The organism is Citrobacter koseri ATCC BAA-895 (assembly GCF_000018045.1).
Classification (GTDB): domain Bacteria; phylum Pseudomonadota; class Gammaproteobacteria; order Enterobacterales; family Enterobacteriaceae; genus Citrobacter_B; species Citrobacter_B koseri.
In genome coordinates this window covers 493,571-510,154 of sequence record NC_009792.1, presented here as the reverse complement: position 1 = coordinate 510,154, position 16,584 = coordinate 493,571, and the positions used below count along the sequence as shown (strand labels likewise).

16 protein-coding genes are annotated in these 16,584 nt (G+C 57.7%); 2 read left to right on the top strand and 14 right to left on the bottom strand.

Annotated elements, in window-relative coordinates:
• Positions 1–28 precede the first annotated feature (28 nt).
• From menE to CKO_RS02305, 8 genes are all read right to left on the bottom strand, one after another.
• Positions 29–1,444: an o-succinylbenzoate--CoA ligase gene (gene menE, locus CKO_RS02340; RefSeq protein WP_012131511.1), complete on the bottom strand. Its 1,416-nt coding sequence runs from the start codon at positions 1,442–1,444 to the stop codon at positions 29–31.
• A complete protein-coding gene (gene menC / locus CKO_RS02335) occupies positions 1,441–2,403 on the bottom strand; it encodes an o-succinylbenzoate synthase (protein WP_012131510.1) in 963 nt (320 codons plus the stop codon). Before menC ends, menE begins: the two co-directional genes overlap by 4 nt.
• Complete coding sequence (gene menB, locus CKO_RS02330) at positions 2,403–3,260, bottom strand: 1,4-dihydroxy-2-naphthoyl-CoA synthase (protein WP_012131509.1); 858 nt, start codon at positions 3,258–3,260, stop codon at positions 2,403–2,405. The genes menC and menB overlap by 1 nt, the downstream gene beginning before the upstream one ends.
• A gap of 14 nt (positions 3,261–3,274) precedes the next feature.
• A complete protein-coding gene (gene menH / locus CKO_RS02325) occupies positions 3,275–4,033 on the bottom strand; it encodes a 2-succinyl-6-hydroxy-2,4-cyclohexadiene-1-carboxylate synthase (RefSeq protein ID WP_012131508.1) in 759 nt (252 codons plus the stop codon).
• Positions 4,030–5,700 (bottom strand): 2-succinyl-5-enolpyruvyl-6-hydroxy-3-cyclohexene-1-carboxylic-acid synthase, encoded by a 1,671-nt coding sequence (menD, locus tag CKO_RS02320; protein WP_012131507.1) that lies wholly within the window; start codon positions 5,698–5,700, stop codon positions 4,030–4,032. Before menD ends, menH begins: the two co-directional genes overlap by 4 nt.
• A 128-nt stretch (positions 5,701–5,828) precedes the next feature.
• Positions 5,829–7,127, bottom strand: coding sequence for an isochorismate synthase MenF (gene menF, locus CKO_RS02315; protein WP_024130159.1), 1,299 nt, complete (start codon positions 7,125–7,127; stop codon positions 5,829–5,831).
• 95 nt (positions 7,128–7,222) lie between these two features.
• Positions 7,223–7,528: a stress response protein ElaB gene (gene elaB, locus CKO_RS02310; RefSeq protein ID WP_012131505.1), complete on the bottom strand. Its 306-nt coding sequence runs from the start codon at positions 7,526–7,528 to the stop codon at positions 7,223–7,225.
• 53 nt (positions 7,529–7,581) lie between these two features.
• On the bottom strand, positions 7,582–8,043 hold the full coding sequence (locus tag CKO_RS02305) for a GNAT family N-acetyltransferase (RefSeq protein ID WP_012131504.1): 462 nt from the start codon (positions 8,041–8,043) through the stop codon (positions 7,582–7,584).
• A 65-nt stretch (positions 8,044–8,108) separates the two neighbouring features.
• Between CKO_RS02305 and rbn the strand changes: the two genes are divergently transcribed.
• Positions 8,109–9,026 (top strand): ribonuclease BN, encoded by a 918-nt coding sequence (rbn, locus tag CKO_RS02300; protein WP_012131503.1) that lies wholly within the window; start codon positions 8,109–8,111, stop codon positions 9,024–9,026.
• 64 nt (positions 9,027–9,090) lie between these two features.
• Positions 9,091–10,095: a chemotaxis protein gene (locus CKO_RS02295; protein WP_012131502.1), complete on the top strand. Its 1,005-nt coding sequence runs from the start codon at positions 9,091–9,093 to the stop codon at positions 10,093–10,095.
• A 62-nt stretch (positions 10,096–10,157) separates the two neighbouring features.
• On the opposite strand, the gene nuoN is transcribed toward CKO_RS02295, so the two are convergent.
• The 6 genes from nuoN to nuoI all read right to left on the bottom strand — a co-directional run bounded on the left by nuoN (position 10,158) and on the right by nuoI (position 16,580).
• Positions 10,158–11,615, bottom strand: coding sequence for an NADH-quinone oxidoreductase subunit NuoN (gene nuoN, locus CKO_RS02290; protein WP_012131501.1), 1,458 nt, complete (start codon positions 11,613–11,615; stop codon positions 10,158–10,160).
• A 6-nt stretch (positions 11,616–11,621) separates the two neighbouring features.
• Entirely contained in the window at positions 11,622–13,151 is a 1,530-nt protein-coding gene (gene nuoM / locus CKO_RS02285; RefSeq protein WP_012131500.1) for an NADH-quinone oxidoreductase subunit M, read from the bottom strand.
• 183 nt (positions 13,152–13,334) lie between these two features.
• Entirely contained in the window at positions 13,335–15,176 is a 1,842-nt protein-coding gene (gene nuoL / locus CKO_RS02280; protein WP_012131499.1) for an NADH-quinone oxidoreductase subunit L, read from the bottom strand.
• Entirely contained in the window at positions 15,173–15,475 is a 303-nt protein-coding gene (gene nuoK, locus CKO_RS02275; protein WP_000612644.1) for an NADH-quinone oxidoreductase subunit NuoK, read from the bottom strand. The genes nuoL and nuoK overlap by 4 nt, the downstream gene beginning before the upstream one ends.
• A complete protein-coding gene (nuoJ, locus tag CKO_RS02270) occupies positions 15,472–16,026 on the bottom strand; it encodes an NADH-quinone oxidoreductase subunit J (RefSeq protein ID WP_012131498.1) in 555 nt (184 codons plus the stop codon). Before nuoJ ends, nuoK begins: the two co-directional genes overlap by 4 nt.
• A gap of 11 nt (positions 16,027–16,037) precedes the next feature.
• The gene (gene nuoI, locus CKO_RS02265) at positions 16,038–16,580 is read right to left on the bottom strand and encodes an NADH-quinone oxidoreductase subunit NuoI (protein WP_012131497.1); all 543 of its coding nucleotides are present in this window, start codon (positions 16,578–16,580) and stop codon (positions 16,038–16,040) included.
• Positions 16,581–16,584: the final 4 nt, after the last annotated feature.

Here is a 16,584-nt window from a genome sequence, read left to right as displayed (position 1 = left end):
GGGAGCTGCGGCTCCCGTGTTGCTTACATTACGGACGGTTAGCGCGCACCCACTCCTGCAATGCCCGGCGCGAAACTTTGATCCCGCCGTTTTTCAGCGCTGATGGCAACGTCAACCAGCGTACCGGCTGCTGAAAACGCGCCAGCTTGTCTTTCACCCATTCCGCGAGATCGACGTTCCCGGCCTGCGCGTCATATTCCACCACCGCCACCGGACGATGGCCGAACTCCCTGTCCTCTACCGGCACCACGAACGCCTGTAGAACATGTGGATGCGCCGAGATAACGCGTTCCACCTCTTCCGGCTGAATGCCTTCCCCGCCGCTGAAGAACAGATTATCCAGCCGACCGGCAATCGTCAGCTTACCGTCGTTCAGTTCGCCGCGATCGCGGGTAGCAAACCAGCCTTCACCATTCACCAATGGGATCAGCTTACCGTCGCGCCAGTAGCCTTCTGCCATGCTGGCGGCGCGTAGCCAGACTTCACCATTCACGATTCGGACTTCCCGCCCCGGTAACGCCGCGCCGACATCGCCCAGGCCGTCGGCCTCTTTCGCGCACACCGTCGAGGCAAATTCCGTCAGGCCATAACCGCACCAGCAGCGAATACCCTGCGCGCGAGCCTGCTCCGTCAGTTCAACCGGGATAGCCGCGCCGCCCAGCAGTACCGCTTTCAACGTTACCGATGCCGGATTCTCCAGCAGCCGCCACAGCTGAGTGGGAACCAGAGACGCATGCGTACACCCTTGCAGCATCGCTTCCAGCGGCTGCTTCTCACGCACGGTCATTCGGGCGCCCGCAAACAACCAGCGCCACATAATGCCCTGGCCGGAAACGTGAAACAGCGGCAGCGATAATAGCCAGTCATCCCCATTGGCAAACGGCATCAGGGACAGCACCCCTTCCGCGCTGGTCAGATGCGCCTGGCAGGTATGCACTGCGGCCTTGGGTAATCCGGTTGAGCCAGAGGTCAGCGTCATTGAACTCAGCCGCGTCGGCTGCCAGTCTGCGGCGTGTTCGCCTGCCTCTTGCTGCATTTGCAGCGGTTGTAACGCCGGGAAGGTATTCTCCCCCTCCAGCAGCAAAGCAAACCGGAGCGTTAAGTCCGGCAGCAGCGCGTCGAGCAGCGGTTGCGGAAGCTGCGGGTTAACCGGCAGGATTCTTGCCCCGCATTGCAGTAAAGCCAGCCAGGCCAGCAGCGTTTGCGGGTGATTCCAGGCGCGCAGCATCACGCCGCAGCCTTCAGAGACACCCTGAGCGGCAAAACCGCTCGCCAGCGCGTCAATACGGGTACAGAGTGTGCGCCAGCTTAGCACTTCATCATTAAGGCGTAAGGCAGGCGCATCTCCCCGCATCTGCCGCCAGTGACGCCACGGCCAGTCATTAAAAGATGACGGCTGGAGGCCCGATACGCTTGCGCTATCGGGCATTTCCCGGAGGCTCATAGCAGCCGTTCCAGCGCATCGTCGCTAACACACGGCAAAGCGCTGCCCGGCCAGCGGCGCACCTGCTGGGTTTGCATCAGGCTTAGCGTATCCAGACCCGGAATGGTCTGCGGCGTCAGCCACGCGGCAATACGCGCCAGCTGCGTTAAGCCGAGGCTCGACTCGATGGAAGAGCTGATCACCGCCGTCAGTCCCAGCGTATGCGCGGCCTGTACCTGCTCGCGAACCTTTTCCAGGCTTCCGGTGAGCGTCGGTTTGATGACCACCGCGCTGACGCCCGCTTCCGCCGCAAAGACAAAATCGTCTTCACGCAGACTTTCATCCCAGGCAATCGCAATCCCGGTTTCACGCGCAAAAGCGCGGGAGTCGTCGCGGGTTTTACACGGTTCTTCGAGGAAGGCGATGCGGGCACGGTAGTCCGGGTTGACGTATTTCGCGAACTGCTGCGCTTTCAGCGGCGTCCAGGCGCGATTGGCATCCAGACGCAGATGCAGATCGGGAACCGCCTCCAGCAGCAGGTTGACCACCATTCCATCGCGTACTGCTTCGTACAGACCGACTTTGATCTTGGCGACTTTCTCGCCAGGCATATCAGCCAGTTGCAGCACCAGATCGTCTGGATCGCCCGTACACAGCGGCGCAGCGCGGTAATCCGCCGCCTCTGGCAACGTCCCCGCCGCCTCCGCCAGCGCGCAGCTAACGCCAAACGCCACGGAGGGCACTTCAGGCAACGTTGACTGGCCTTGCAGCCAGCCGTTAACCCAGTCCAGCAGCGCGGCCTGCGCCTCCTCCAGGGTTTCCTGGCTGAAACCCGGAAGCGGGGAGATCTCCCCCCACCCTTCGCGCTCGCCGTCGCACAGACGGACATACAGCCCGTCGCGAGTTTTTAACCGCCTGTCGCGCAGAACCACCCCCGCGTCCATGGGGATCTGCCAGCGGTACACCTGCGCGCTACGCATTACGGATTCCGTTTGAATTTGCTGAAATCAGGCTGACGTTTCTGGTTGAAAGCGTTGCGGCCCTCCTGACCTTCTTCCGTCATGTAGAACAGCATCGTGGCGTTGCCCGCCAGCTCCTGTAGACCCGCCTGACCGTCGCAGTCGGCGTTCAGCGCCGCTTTCAGGCAGCGCAGCGCCATCGGGCTGTTCTGCAACATTTCGCGGCACCAGCGCACGGTCTCTTTTTCAAGGGAGTCCAGCGGTACGACGGTGTTGACCAGCCCCATATCCAGCGCCTGTTTAGCGTCGTACTGACGGCACAGGAACCAGATTTCACGCGCTTTTTTCTGCCCGACGATACGCGCCATATAGGAAGCGCCCCAGCCGCCGTCGAAGGAGCCGACTTTCGGGCCCGTCTGGCCGAAGATGGCGTTTTCCGCCGCGATGGTCAGGTCACACATCATGTGCAGTACGTGACCGCCGCCGATAGAGTACCCTGCAACCATCGCCACGACCGGTTTCGGGCAGGTACGGATCTGGCGCTGGAAATCCAGTACGTTCAGGTGATGCACGCCGGAATCATCCTGGTATCCGCCGTAGTCGCCGCGTACCTTCTGGTCGCCGCCCGCACAGAAAGCTTTCTCGCCTTCGCCGGTCAGAATAATGACGCCCACGTTGTCGTCATACCGGGCATCCGCCAGCGCCTGGATCATCTCTTTGACGGTCAAAGGACGGAATGCGTTGCGCACCTGTGGACGGTTAATGGTGATTTTTGCAATACCATCGGTGGATTTTTCATAACGAATGTCCGTGTAACCTTCGGAGCAGTCGTGCCATTCAACCGGTGCGTAAAGCATTGTTTCATCAGGATAGATCATAGTGTGTCCTTTAGTCAGAGACGCAGAATCTGAGCCAGACTGTCCACCACGCCTGCGGGATTTTCCCGATGCGCGTTGTGTCCGGCGTTACGAATCATATGGCAAGGTACAGACAACTCCGCCGCCAGCGCGCGGAATTTGCTGTCGCGTTCACCACATAAATAATAAAACGGAAATGTGCGCGCATTTAGCCGCGCGCGTAAATCAGGCTGTACGGCAAGCGAGGTTGCCTCCAGCATCGCCGCCAGCGTTTCGCCATTGTTCTGGCTGCGCAGCGCGACTAACGCCTCTCTTTGCGAAGCATCCAGCGAAGCGAAAACCGGCTGCTGATACCAGTCAGTAAACACGTCGCGCAGCGGTTCACGGCGAAAGCGCGCCGCCCAACGACCGTCAGACCGTCGGCGCGCGTCACGCTCGGCCTCGCGTTGCAGTCCCGGGTGGCCGCCTTCAACCACCAGCCCGCAAAAACCCGGCAGAGTCTGGCACGCCGCCATCATCGCCACTCTGCCGCCGAGCGAGTAGCCGACCAGCCAGTATTTAAGTATGTTGTAACTAAATAATGTGTTACGCAATAAGTCGCACACATCAGCAAAGCCGCTGACACGAATATCGGCAGAATCGCCGTGACCAGGCAAGTCGATATACAGGCGCGAAAAGTCAGGAAACTGCTCACCGATCTGCTGCCATTCCCGGCAATCACCGGAAAATCCATGCAGGAAAACCAGCCAGGGAGACCCCGGCTGACCACCGTTCGCCTGCGCGCGCAGGATCATAGATGGCTCACCTGCGCCAGCAGCTGTTGCAGGGTTTGCGCCCCGTCCGTATCGTTCACGACCAGCTCAATCACCGTGGTTGTCGGCGTTCGCCAGGCGCCAGCCAGCGCCGCATCCAGCTCATCCCAGCTTTGCGGGCGGTGATATTTGAGGTTAAACATGGCCGCCGCATGTTCAAAGTGGACGTTTTGCGGCATCAGGTAAAACCGCTCGCGCTCGCTTTGCGGCGTCGGCAGCAGAGAGAAAATTTGCCCGCCGTTGTTATTCACCACAATCAGCACAAACGGCGCGGACACCTGGCGCAATAGCGCCAGCGCATTGAGATCGTAGAGCGCAGACAGATCGCCGACGATAGCCAGCGTCGATTTCGCGCTGGCGCGCTGAACGCCCGCCGCCGTCGAGATCAGACCATCAATACCGCTGGCTCCCCGGTTGCTGTACACCGGGTAGCCCGCCGGTAGCTGCGACAGCGCGTCAATCAGGCGCACCACCAGGCTGTTGCCGACAAACAGTTGCCCTTGTTCCGGCAGATAGTCGCGAATGCGGTGCGCCAGTTGCGCTTCGCCGAACATATCGCGACGCGCGGCAACCGCCTGCCACGCCTGCTCTGCCAGGCGCGGGATATCGACGCACCAGGGATGGCGTTTCTCCGCCGGATGCAGCTCCAGCCAGTCGGCGATTTTCGCCACCAGCCTGCGTCCGCGATGATGCGCCGGGTCCAGGCGACCTTCGATATTATCAATAATCCAGTACTCTTCCGGCTCGCAGGCGGCCTGCCATTGCAGCAAGCGCTTTCCGGTCAGGCTGCTGCCGAGTTGCACCACAATTTGCGCCTGCTGAAGCTCAGTGACGGCCTTCGCATTGCCCAGCCAAAGATCGGCACACGGCAGCGGCTGCCCGGTTTGCGACAGCACGTCGCCAATCAGCGGCCAGCCCAGCGTCTGCGCCCAAAGCGCGACTTTCTTGCCCTCTTCCGCGCTCATGCGCCCGGCCACCACTACGCCGCGTTTTTGCCGCCAAAAGAACCAGTCGCGCTGTTTGTCGCTTTCCAGCCGACGCGCTTCGCGCAGCCAGGGTTTGTCATCCTGCCACCAGTCGCCAAGGCTCTGCTGCCAGGCAAGCCCCGTGTCGTCCATATCGCCATACAGCGGTTCCGCAAATGGACAGTTGATGTGTACCGCGCCGGCATGCAGCGTCGCCAGGACGTTATCAAGGGTGGAGACCAGCCAGCGCGCGGAAATATCCTGCGTCGGGCGCGGCAAAGAGAGCGTCTGAGAAGGATGAGAAGCAAACATCCCGGCCTGACGAATCGCCTGATTCGCGCCGCAGTCAATCAGTTCCGGCGGACGGTCCGCAGTCAATAAAATCAGTTTTTCACCGGTAAGCCCCGCTTCAATCAGCGCCGGATAGAGATTTGCCACCGCCGTACCGGAAGTAACAATAACGGCAACGGGCTGCTTACTGACTTTCGCCAGCCCTAACGCCAGATGACCAAGACCACGCTCATCAAAGTGCGTGTGATGAATAAAGGCTGAATTTTCCGCTGCCGCCAGGGTTAAAGGCGTGGAGCGGGAGCCAGGGGCAATGCAAACATGCCTGACGCCGTGGCGAGTGAGTGCTTCCAGAATGACCGCCGCCCAGCGTCGGTTAAATGCGCTTACTGACATGAGATTGTCCGGTATCAATATTGCGACTCAGTATAAGGATCAGAAAAAATGGATTATTGATATGAGTCGGGAATATACACAAAATCATTCAGCAGACCGCCTGAAGGATGAGGTGTATGTGCGACTCATTAGCTTTCCATCTGTAATAACGTGCGTAGCCCGGCTGCTTTGTTGTCGATCTCTTGCCATTCCTGTTCCGGGTCAGACCCGCGCACAATGCCTGCCCCGGCATACAGACGAACAACGTTCGCCGCGACTTTCGCCGAGCGCAGCGTCACGCAGAATTCGCTTTGCTGTAAAGACAGATAACCCGCCGACCCGGCATACCACTCACGTTCAAACGGTTCATGTTGCTGAATAAACGCGCGCGCCCGTTCACGCGGAATCCCCGCGACGGCTGCCGTGGGCTGTAGCTGTAGCAAACAGAGCGTGTCGTCAGCCTGATTGAGCGCCGTCCAGATACAGCGGCGCAGATGCTGTACTTTGCGTAATCTGAGCACCTGCGGCGGCAAAACATCGAGCGAGTGGGTGCAGCTTTGCAGGCGTTGACAAATATCTTCTACCACCAGCATGTTTTCACGCTGGTTTTTATCATCCTTCATCAACCATTCGCCCAGTTGCCAGGCCTGATGATCGTCGGGATGATTCGCCACCGTGCCGGCCAGCGCCTCGGTGCGCAATGCCGTTTCACGTCGCCGCCAAAGGCGTTCCGGCGACGAGCCAAGAAAGGCGCTTCCGGCGGAGAACGCCATAAAAAAATGGTAGCAGTTAAGGTTTAAACGGCGACTGGATGCCATCACGGCGGCGGCATTCACCGAATGGGAAAACTGCAAATCCGTCGCCCGCGCCAGCACCACTTTGTCGAGATCGTCTTCAGCGATAGTCTGCGTGGCAAGCTGAATCAAGCTGGTCCAGCCCGCTTTATCCGGCCAGTGCTGCTCGCCCGTCAGGTGCAGGCGCAGCGCCGGAATCGGCTTCACGCCCCTTAATGAAGAGAGAAACGCGATCGCCCGCCTGGCGTCTTCACGCAGTGAAACCGGGCTGTAGAGATACAGCCGCAGCGTTGCCATAGCGCCAGCGCGTCGCCATTCAAGACGCGGCAGCAGCAAATGCCCCTGCTGCGGTTCAAACGCATTCAGTCCCCAGATACGCAAATCGGATTGTGATTCATGCTGGCGGAGAAAGTGTTGCGCCTGTTCGAGAGAGGGGAACGTTTCAACGGCGCCGAGCACCGCGGCTTCTTCATCGCCGTTACGCTGTTGCCAGTAAAATTGCGGCCAGATGGCCTGACTGGCCAGCCAGCTTAATGCGTCAAACGCATCATTCAGAGGGAAAGGCACATCAACAATACGCATTCCTGGCGCCGCCGGTATCTCCTGCGATAACTGGCGCCGCAGATTTTCCAGCGCAGTAGTGATTGAATGCACGCGGACCTCTCCCTGTTAAAAACCTCACATTATACGGGGTACAGCGGAGAAAAAGCAGTACCCCCGTTTAGGGAGGAAATGCGATCCCGGTTACATTACCGCCGCGCCAGCAGTAATCCCAGCACCAGGCCGACCGCCGCACCTGCGCCAATCCCTTGCCAGGGTTTTTCATGCACGTAATCATCCGCTTTATAAACCGCCTGTTTTGCGCGGTAATAGTAGCTGTCAGACGCATGGCTGACGCGATTTTTTACCTCTTCAAGCGCCCGTTCTGCGCGTGCTTTTAACTCAACATATTTTTGATCGGCAGGATCGCCGGAGGAACGCAGCACCTCTTCCAGCGTTTCGCTCAGAAGTTCCAGGTCGTCATCAATACGTGAACCATAAGAATGAAAAGACATTATATTCTCCCTTTCGATTAACGTTCCCACTAACTATAGACAAAACCGGAACATCACACCTGGCTAACCTCGCGCGCCATACCCATGTGCGGGATACCGTCTTCGTCATAAACGTCCGTCACCGGAACAAAGCCGAATCGCGCATAGAAGGATTGCAGATGCGCCTGTGCGCCGAGATAAAGCGCCTTCTCCGGCCAGTGTTGCTCGCAGGATGCCAGGGTCTGCGCCATAAGCTGTTGCCCCAGTTTTTCGCCGCGCAGCGCTTCGCTGACGATCACGCGCCCAATCACCACCGGCTCCAGTTCGTCGTCGCTTTTCAGAATCCTCGCATACGCTACCAGCTCATCGTTATGCCAGCCCAGGATATGACGGTTCTCCCCCACCAGGTCATCGCCGTCCACATCCAGATATGGACACCGTTGTTCAACCACAAATACCGCGCAGCGCAATTTCAGTAACGCATAGAGTTGCGGGACGGATAATTCAGAATGATGCAGGTCTTGCCAGTGAATCATGGTGCGCTCCTTTTACGTATTCGCTTTATACTAGCCAGAATATTTTTTAAACGTGTAATGAAATAATGGAATTAATTTTTTTAGGTACTTCTGCCGGCGTTCCTACCCGCACGCGTAATGTCACGGCAATATTACTGAATTTACAGCACCCGACGCAGGCGGGGCTATGGTTATTCGACTGCGGTGAAGGCACTCAGCACCAGATGCTCAACACCGCGTTCAACCCAGGTAAGCTCGATCGCATTTTCATCAGCCATCTGCATGGCGATCACCTTTTCGGTTTGCCCGGTCTACTGTGCAGCCGTTCGATGGCGGGAAACGCACAGCCGCTGACGATTTACGGCCCCAAAGGCATTCGCGAGTTCACCGAAACCGCATTGCGCCTTAGCGGCTCCTGGACTGATTATCCGCTGGAGATCGTTGAAATTACCGCAGGCGAAATTCTGAACGACGGTCTGCGCAAAGTGACCGCCTTTGCGCTTGAGCATCCGCTTGAATGCTATGGCTATCGGATTGAAGAGCATGACAAGCCCGGCGCGCTGGATGCCAGTGCGCTAAAAGCGGCAGGCGTGAAGCCCGGCCCGCTGTTTCAGGATCTGAAAGCGGGTAAAACCGTCACCCTGAACGATGGTCGCGTTATTAACGGCGCCGATTTTCTCGCGCCAGCCACGCCCGGGAAATCGGTGGCGATATTTGGCGACACCGCGCCATGCGCGTCGGCCATCACGCTGGCAAAAGGCGTGGACGTAATGGTGCACGAAGCAACGCTGGATACCTCAATGGAAGAAAAAGCCAACAGCCGTGGGCACAGCTCCACCAGGCAGGCCGCGCAGCTGGCGCACAATGCCGAGGTAGGCCAGCTCATCATTACTCACGTCAGCTCGCGTTACGACGACAGAGGCTGTCAACGCCTGCTGGCAGAATGCCAGGCGATCTTCCCCGCAACTGCGTTGGCTCACGATTTCGCCGTTTTCACGGTTTAACGCTCCATTTTTCTTCCTCAGTGCCGATAACAGAGAAAAGGCTGGCTTTCATATTGAGGATGCGATGGATAATTTCCAGAAAGATATTGATGACAGGGCTAACTTAACCCTGTCTAACCGCTTTGAACTGCTGTTATTCCGTCTCGGCACATCGCTGCATGAGCAGAAGTCGGAGCTATTTGGCATCAACGTATTCAAACTGCGCGAAATTGTGCCAATGCCCACATTTACGCGCCCTGCCGGAATGAAAGCCCCGCTTTTAGGTATGGTCAACATCCGCGATCAGGTGATCCCGGTCATCGACCTGCCCGCCGTGGCCGGATGTAAACCGGAGAACGGGCTTAACATCCTGCTGATCACCGAATATGCGCGCAGCGTACAGGCATTTGCGGTGGAGTCCGTCGAGAATATTATGCGTCTGGACTGGCAGCAGGTGCATACCGCCGAGAAAGCGGTTAACGGCCGCTATATCACCAGCATTGCCTGTCTGGATGAAGACAAAGAGACCAACAACCTGGCGCTGGTACTCGACGTAGAGCAAATTCTCTATGATATCGTGCCGTCAAATCACGACTTGCGCGCCACCAATTTGAAAACCAGCAAGTTCAACATCACGCCGGGTGCGGTGGCGATTGTGGCGGAAGATTCTAAAGTTGCCCGCGCCATGCTGGAGAAAGGGCTGAATGCGATGGAGATCCCGCATCAGATGCACGTTACCGGTCAGGATGCCTGGGAGAAAATCCAGCAACTGGCGAAAGAAGCGGAGGCGGAAGGCAAACCAATTAGCGAGAAAATCGCTCTGGTGCTGACCGACCTCGAAATGCCGGAGATGGACGGTTTCACCCTGACGCGTAAGATCAAAACCGACGAGCGTCTGAAGAAAATTCCGGTGGTGATCCACTCTTCCCTTTCCGGCAGTGCCAACGAAGATCATGTGCGTAAAGTCAAAGCGGATGGTTATGTCGCGAAGTTTGAAGTCAACGAACTGTCGTCGGTGATTCAGGAAGTAATGGAACGCGCCGCGCAAAACGTCAGCGGGCCGCTGGTCAGCCGTCAGTTGCTGAGTTAACGTCCTGACGTTCAGGGCATAAAAAAACCCGCCACGGCGGGTTTTTTCGTTTCTGCTTTCGCTTACATCAGCGGCGTAGCTAACTGCACGATGCTAATCAGCGGTTGCGGGTAGATACCCAGCACCAGAACCAGCAGCGCGGAGATCAGAACCACAATACCGCCCGCGCTGTACTGCCAGTTAGACGGCGCATCGCGGTTAAGCTGCTGCGGCGCGCTCAGATAGAGGCTTACCGCAACACGCAGGTAGTAGTAGAGACCAATCGCGGAACCGACCACCACCGCGGCAACCAGCCACCACAGGCTGGCCTGTACACCGACCGCCAGGACGTAGAACTTGCCGATAAAGCCCAGCGTCATCGGGATACCCGCCAGAGAGAGCATCATCACGGTCATCACCGCCGCGAGGATCGGACGATGCCAGAACAGACCACGGTAGGAGAACAGCGAATCGGCATCCGGGCCACGGAACGGGCTGGACATCAGGCTGACCACGCCGAACGCGCCGAGGCTGCTGAACAGATAACCGGCCAGATAGACGCCGACGGCTTCCATCGACATCTCGCCGCTTTGCAGGGCGATCAACGCCACCAGCAGATAGCCGAGGTGAGAGATAGAGGAGTAACCGAGCAGACGCTTAATGTTGGTCTGGCTCAGCGCCATCAGGTTACCGAAGATGATGGAGGCAAAGGCAATCACGCCCAGCACGATACGTACCGCTTCGCTGTCGCCAACCGGCGCGTACAGGAACAGACGCATCACCACGCCGAAGATAGCGATTTTACTCGCCGTCGCCAGGAAGGTGGAAACCGGCGCTGGCGCGCCCTGGTATACGTCTGGCGTCCACAGGTGGAACGGCACCAGCGAGAGTTTAAAGCCGAGACCAACAATCATCAGACCGAAGCCCGCCAGCAGCAGCGGTTCGTGCAGCATGCCGTCGCCGAGGCTCTTACCAAGCGCGACAAACGACAGGTTGCCAGACTGCGCGTACACCAGCGCCATACCGAACAGCAGGAAGGAAGACGCTGCGGCAGACAGAATGGTGTATTTGATACTGGCTTCCAGCGAGCGTTTCTGACGGAAGGCGTAACCAATCAGGCCAAACAGCGGCAGAGAGATCAGCTCAATACCGAGGAACAGCGCCGCCAGGTGGTTGGCGTTCGCCAGCAGAATACCGCCCAATGCGGCAATCAGCACCAGCAGGTAGAACTCTTCCTGGTTGTCGTTATAGCCTTCAAGCCACGGATAGGCAAAGGTACAGGTGGCAAGACTCGCCAGCAGAACCAGCCCGGTGTAAAGCATGGCGAAACCGTCAACGCGCATCAGCGGGGTGACGTCCATCGCGCCCGCCTGGCCGACAAACCAGAGCGAAACCAGCGCGGCGTTAAGCCCAATGACCGACAGCGTGGCATTGAGGAAGTGATTGCGTCGCCACGCAATGGAGAGCATCACAACCACCACCGTCAAGCCGACGATCAGCAGCGGTAGCAGCGCAATCAGGTGTTGTGGAGTTATTGTCATGGCGATTTACGGCCTTGTAGTAGTAACGGAATTAACAAACCACTGCTGGATGTTGCTCATCGCGGAATGCGAGGTATCCAGAATCGGCTGCGGATAGAAGCCAAGCAGTACCAGAAGCACGACCAGCAACAGGATGATAAACAGCTCTCGCAGCGACATCCCTGGCATGTCCTGGCTGGCAATCTGGCTCTTCGCTTTACCGAAGTAAGCGCGATGCAGCATCGCCAGCGAGTAAACGGAAGCAAACACCAGACCAAAGGTTGAGATCACGGTAATGACCGGAACCACCTGGTAGCTACCGAACAGAATCATAAATTCGCCAACGAAGTTACCGGTGCCCGGCATACCGAGCGTCGCCACCGCGAAGAACATCGACAGCGCAGGCAACCATTTAATTTTGCTCCACAGACCGCCCATCATACGCATATCACGCGTATGCAGACGTTCGTACAGCTGACCACACAGGATGAACAGACCCGCTGCCGACAGACCGTGCGCAATCATCTGGATTACAGCGCCCTGGTAAGCCAGCTGGCTGCCGGTGTAGATAGCAATCAGTACGAAGCCCATGTGCGAAACGGAAGTGTACGCAATCAGACGTTTAATGTCGTACTGGGTGAAAGCCATCCACGCGCCGTAGAAGATGCCAATCACACCCAGCCACATCGCAATCGGCGCAAACTCGGCGGAGGCGTTCGGGAACAGCGGCAGCGAGAAGCGCAGCAGACCGTAAGCCGCCGTTTTCAGCAAAATACCGGCGAGGTCAACGGAACCTGCGGTCGGCGCCTGGGAGTGCGCGTCCGGCAGCCAGCCGTGCAGCGGAACCACCGGCATTTTCACCGCAAACGCGATGAAGAAGCCCAGCATCAGCAGGTATTCCACCCCGTGCGACATCGGCGTTTTCAGCAGGTCTTCGTAGTTGAAGGTCCAGACGCCGGTCGCATTGTGGTGTACAAACACCAGCGCCAGGATGGCAATCAACATCACCAGACCGCTCGCCTGGGTATAGATGAAGAACTTGGTAGCCGCCGTGATACGCGTTTTACCGTCAGAGGCTTTGTGCCCCCACAGCGCGATCAGGAAGTACATCGGCACCAGCATCATTTCCCAGAAGAAGAAGAACAGGAACATATCGATGGCAAGGAACACGCCGATAACGCCGCCCAGAATCCACATCAGGTTCAGGTGGAAGAAGCCCTGATATTTTTCGATTTCATTCCAGGAGCAGAGTACCGCCAGAACGCCCAGCAGACCGGTCAGCACCACCATCAGCAGCGACAAACCGTCAATAGCCAGATGGATAGAGATGCCGAAGCGCGGGATCCACGGCAGAATGAACTCAGACTGCCACTGCGGAATGCCAGCGGCTTGCGTCAGTGAATAGCCGCCCTGCAACCACAGTTGCAGGCCAAGCGCCAGCGTCAGTCCCATGGTGATCAGCGCAATCCAGCGCGGCACCTTCACGCCGAAGCGTTCGGTCTGCCAGCACAGAAAGCCACCGATAAAGGGAATTAATATTAGCCAGGGTAGTAACATGGCGATCTTTATTCCTTGTTAAAGTCCCATCAGGACCTGATTTTCAACGAATTCTCACAACAGAAAATTCACTTCGGATTGCGGCCTTTTTTGCCCGGTGGCGCTAACGCTTACCGGGCCTACAGATTCCCGTAGGTCGGATAAGCGCCAGCGCCATCCGACATCAACCCACAATCCTCAAACTCAACGCAGTACCATCAACAGCGCCAGCACAACGACCGCACCGATGCTCATGGATGCCACATACCAGCGCAGATATCCGTTCTCGCTGAGCAGCAGGCCTTTACCTGCAAAGCGGGAAAGGATAGCCGGAACGTTCATCAGCGCATTGAGCGGGTCGCGTTTCAGCAGCCAGGCGACGCCGAGGAACGGCTTCACGAACACTTTGTCGTACAGCCAGTCGAAGCCCCAGGCGTTATACCACCAGGTGCCCAGCAGACGGCCCGGCGCACTGTTGGCGACAGAAGTCACCAGAGTACGTTTACCCAACCACAGCCATGCGGCAATCAGGATGCCGACAATCGCAACCACGCCGGAGGCAATTTCCAGGGTCATCACGCGGCTATGCTCAAGCTCGGTCGTCTGCGGCAGCACACCCTGCAACGGCGGCACAATCAGCGCGCCAACAAAGGTGGACAGTACCATCAGCACAATCAGCGGCAGGTGATGCGTAATCCCCTTCCCTGCATGAGCGTGAATTTGTTCTTTACCGTGGAACACGATGAAAATCATACGGAAGGTGTACAAGGAGGTCATGAACGCACCGACCAGACCTGCAACCATCAGATTGATATGACCATTCGCCATCGCGCCAGCCAGAATCTCATCCTTACTGAAGAAGCCGGCGGTAATCAGCGGCAGAGCCGACAGCGCCGCGCCACCCACCAGGAAGCAGAGATACACCAGCGGAATAGACTTACGCAAGCCGCCCATCTTGAAGATGTTCTGTTCGTGGTGGCAGGCCAGAATCACCGAGCCGGACGCCAGGAACAGCAGCGCTTTAAAGAAGGCGTGCGTCATCAGGTGGAAAATCGCCGCATCCCACGCCTGGACGCCCAGCGCCAGGAACATGTAGCCAATCTGGCTCATGGTGGAGTAAGCGAGAACACGTTTGATGTCGGTCTGCACCAGCGCGGCGAAACCGGCCAGCACCAGCGTAATCGCCCCAACGATCCCCACCAGATGCAGCACTTCCGGCGTCATCAGGAACAGGCCGTGGGTACGGGCAATCAGGTAAACACCGGCGGTAACCATCGTCGCGGCGTGGATCAGCGCGGAGACAGGCGTCGGGCCCGCCATCGCGTCTGCAAGCCAGGTCTGCAACGGCAGCTGCGCAGATTTACCTACCGCGCCGCCCAGCAGCATCAGCGTCGCCCACATCAGCATGTTGTTGCCGTCGGCGAAGTGCGCTGGCGCCAGTTCCACCATTTCGCGGAAGTTCAGGGTGCCCAGTTCGTTGTACAGAATGAACAGCGCAAACGCGAGGAACACGTCACCCACGCGGGTCACAACAAACGCTTTCATTGCCGCTGCGCCATTCTTCGGATCGGTGTAGTAGAAACCGATCAGCAGATAGGAGCACAGACCCACGCCTTCCCAGCCGAGGTACATCAACAGCAGGTTATCGGACAGCACCAGAATAACCATGCTGGCGATAAACAGGTTGGTGTAGGCGAAGAAGCGGGAGTATCCCTCTTCACCGCGCATATACCAGGAGGCGAACATGTGGATCAGGAAACCCACGCCGGTCACTACCGAGAGCATGGTCAGCGACAGGCCGTCCAGCACCAGGTTGAAACCGATGTTGAAATCACCCACCGACATCCACGTCCACAGCGGCTGGCTGAACGCCTGCTTGCCGTTAGCGAAGAAGTCAACGCCGACAAACGCCGTCACCAGCGCCGCCAGGCCAATGGAGCCGACGCCCACGGTCGCGGAGAGGTTTTCCGACCAGCGACCGCGAGAGAACGCCAGTAATACAAAGCCAATCAATGGCAGAATAATGGTTAAGGCAAGCATGTTCATCCACGCATCTCACTTACTGAATCGATGTTCAGGTTCTGGCGACGGCGGTGAAGTTGCAGTAACAGCGCCAGGCCAATACTCGCCTCCGCAGCCGCAAGGCTGATGGCAAGAATGTACATCACCTGACCATCCGTCTGGCCCCAGTAGCTTCCGGCGACCACGAAGGCCAGCGCGGAGGCGTTAATCATGATTTCCAGCCCAATCAGCATAAACAGCAGATTGCGGCGGATAACCAGACCGGTTAAGCCCAGCACGAATAAAATCGCCGCGAGGATCAGTCCATGTTGTAAGGGGATCATGCGTGCTCCTCCGTTTTTCTTTTCGCGCTGTCACCAGGACGGTTGCTCAGCACTTCGCCCACACGCTCTTCGCGACCGACGTGGAAGGCGACAACCAGACCGGCCAGCAGCAGCATAGAGGCCAGTTCGACCGCCAGAACGTAAGGCCCAAACAGCGAGATACCGACCGCTTTGGCGCTAATTGGCGTACCGTCGATACCCTGGTCGTTGACGCCCAGAATGGCGTACACGATCACCACCAGCATGATGGCCGACAAAATCGCCGGGCCAATCCACACCTGCGGTTTCAGCCACTGGCGTTCCTGCTCGATTTCCGAACCGCCGAGGTTGAGCATCATGACCACGAACACGAACAGCACCATGATGGCGCCCGCATAAACGATAATTTCCAGCGCACCGGCAAAGTAAGCGCCCAGCGAGAAAAACACCCCGGAAATCGCCAGCAGCGAAATAATCAGATACAGCAGCGCGTGTACCGGATTGGTGTGGGTGATGACTCGCAAGGTTGCGAGAATGGCGATCAGGCCACAGATATAAAAAGCGAACTCCATTGCCCCTCTCCTTACGGTAACAGGCTCTTGACGTCGATAGGCTTGGCTTCGTTCTCTGCTTCGCCCTTATCTTTGCCGTCGATTGCCATACCTGCCATCCGGTAGAAGTTATATTCCGGGTATTTGCCCGGACCGGAGATCAGCAGATCCTCTTTCTCATAAACCAGGTCCTGGCGCTTGTACTCACCCATTTCAAAATCGGGGGTGAGCTGAATGGCCGTCGTCGGACAGGCTTCTTCGCACAGGCCGCAGAAAATGCAGCGTGAGAAGTTGATACGGAAAAACTCAGGATACCAGCGACCATCTTTCATCTCTGCTTTTTGCAGCGAGATACAGCCTACCGGGCAGGCTACCGCACACAGGTTACAGGCAACGCAACGCTCCTCGCCGTCCGGGTCGCGCGTCAGCACGATACGGCCACGGTAACGAGGCGGTAGATAGACCGGCTCTTCCGGGTACATCTGCGTTTCGCGTTTCGCGAACGCATGCAGGCCGATCATCCAGATACTGCGTACCTGGGTGCCGAAGCCTACTAACAATTCTTTTAAGGTCATGGTC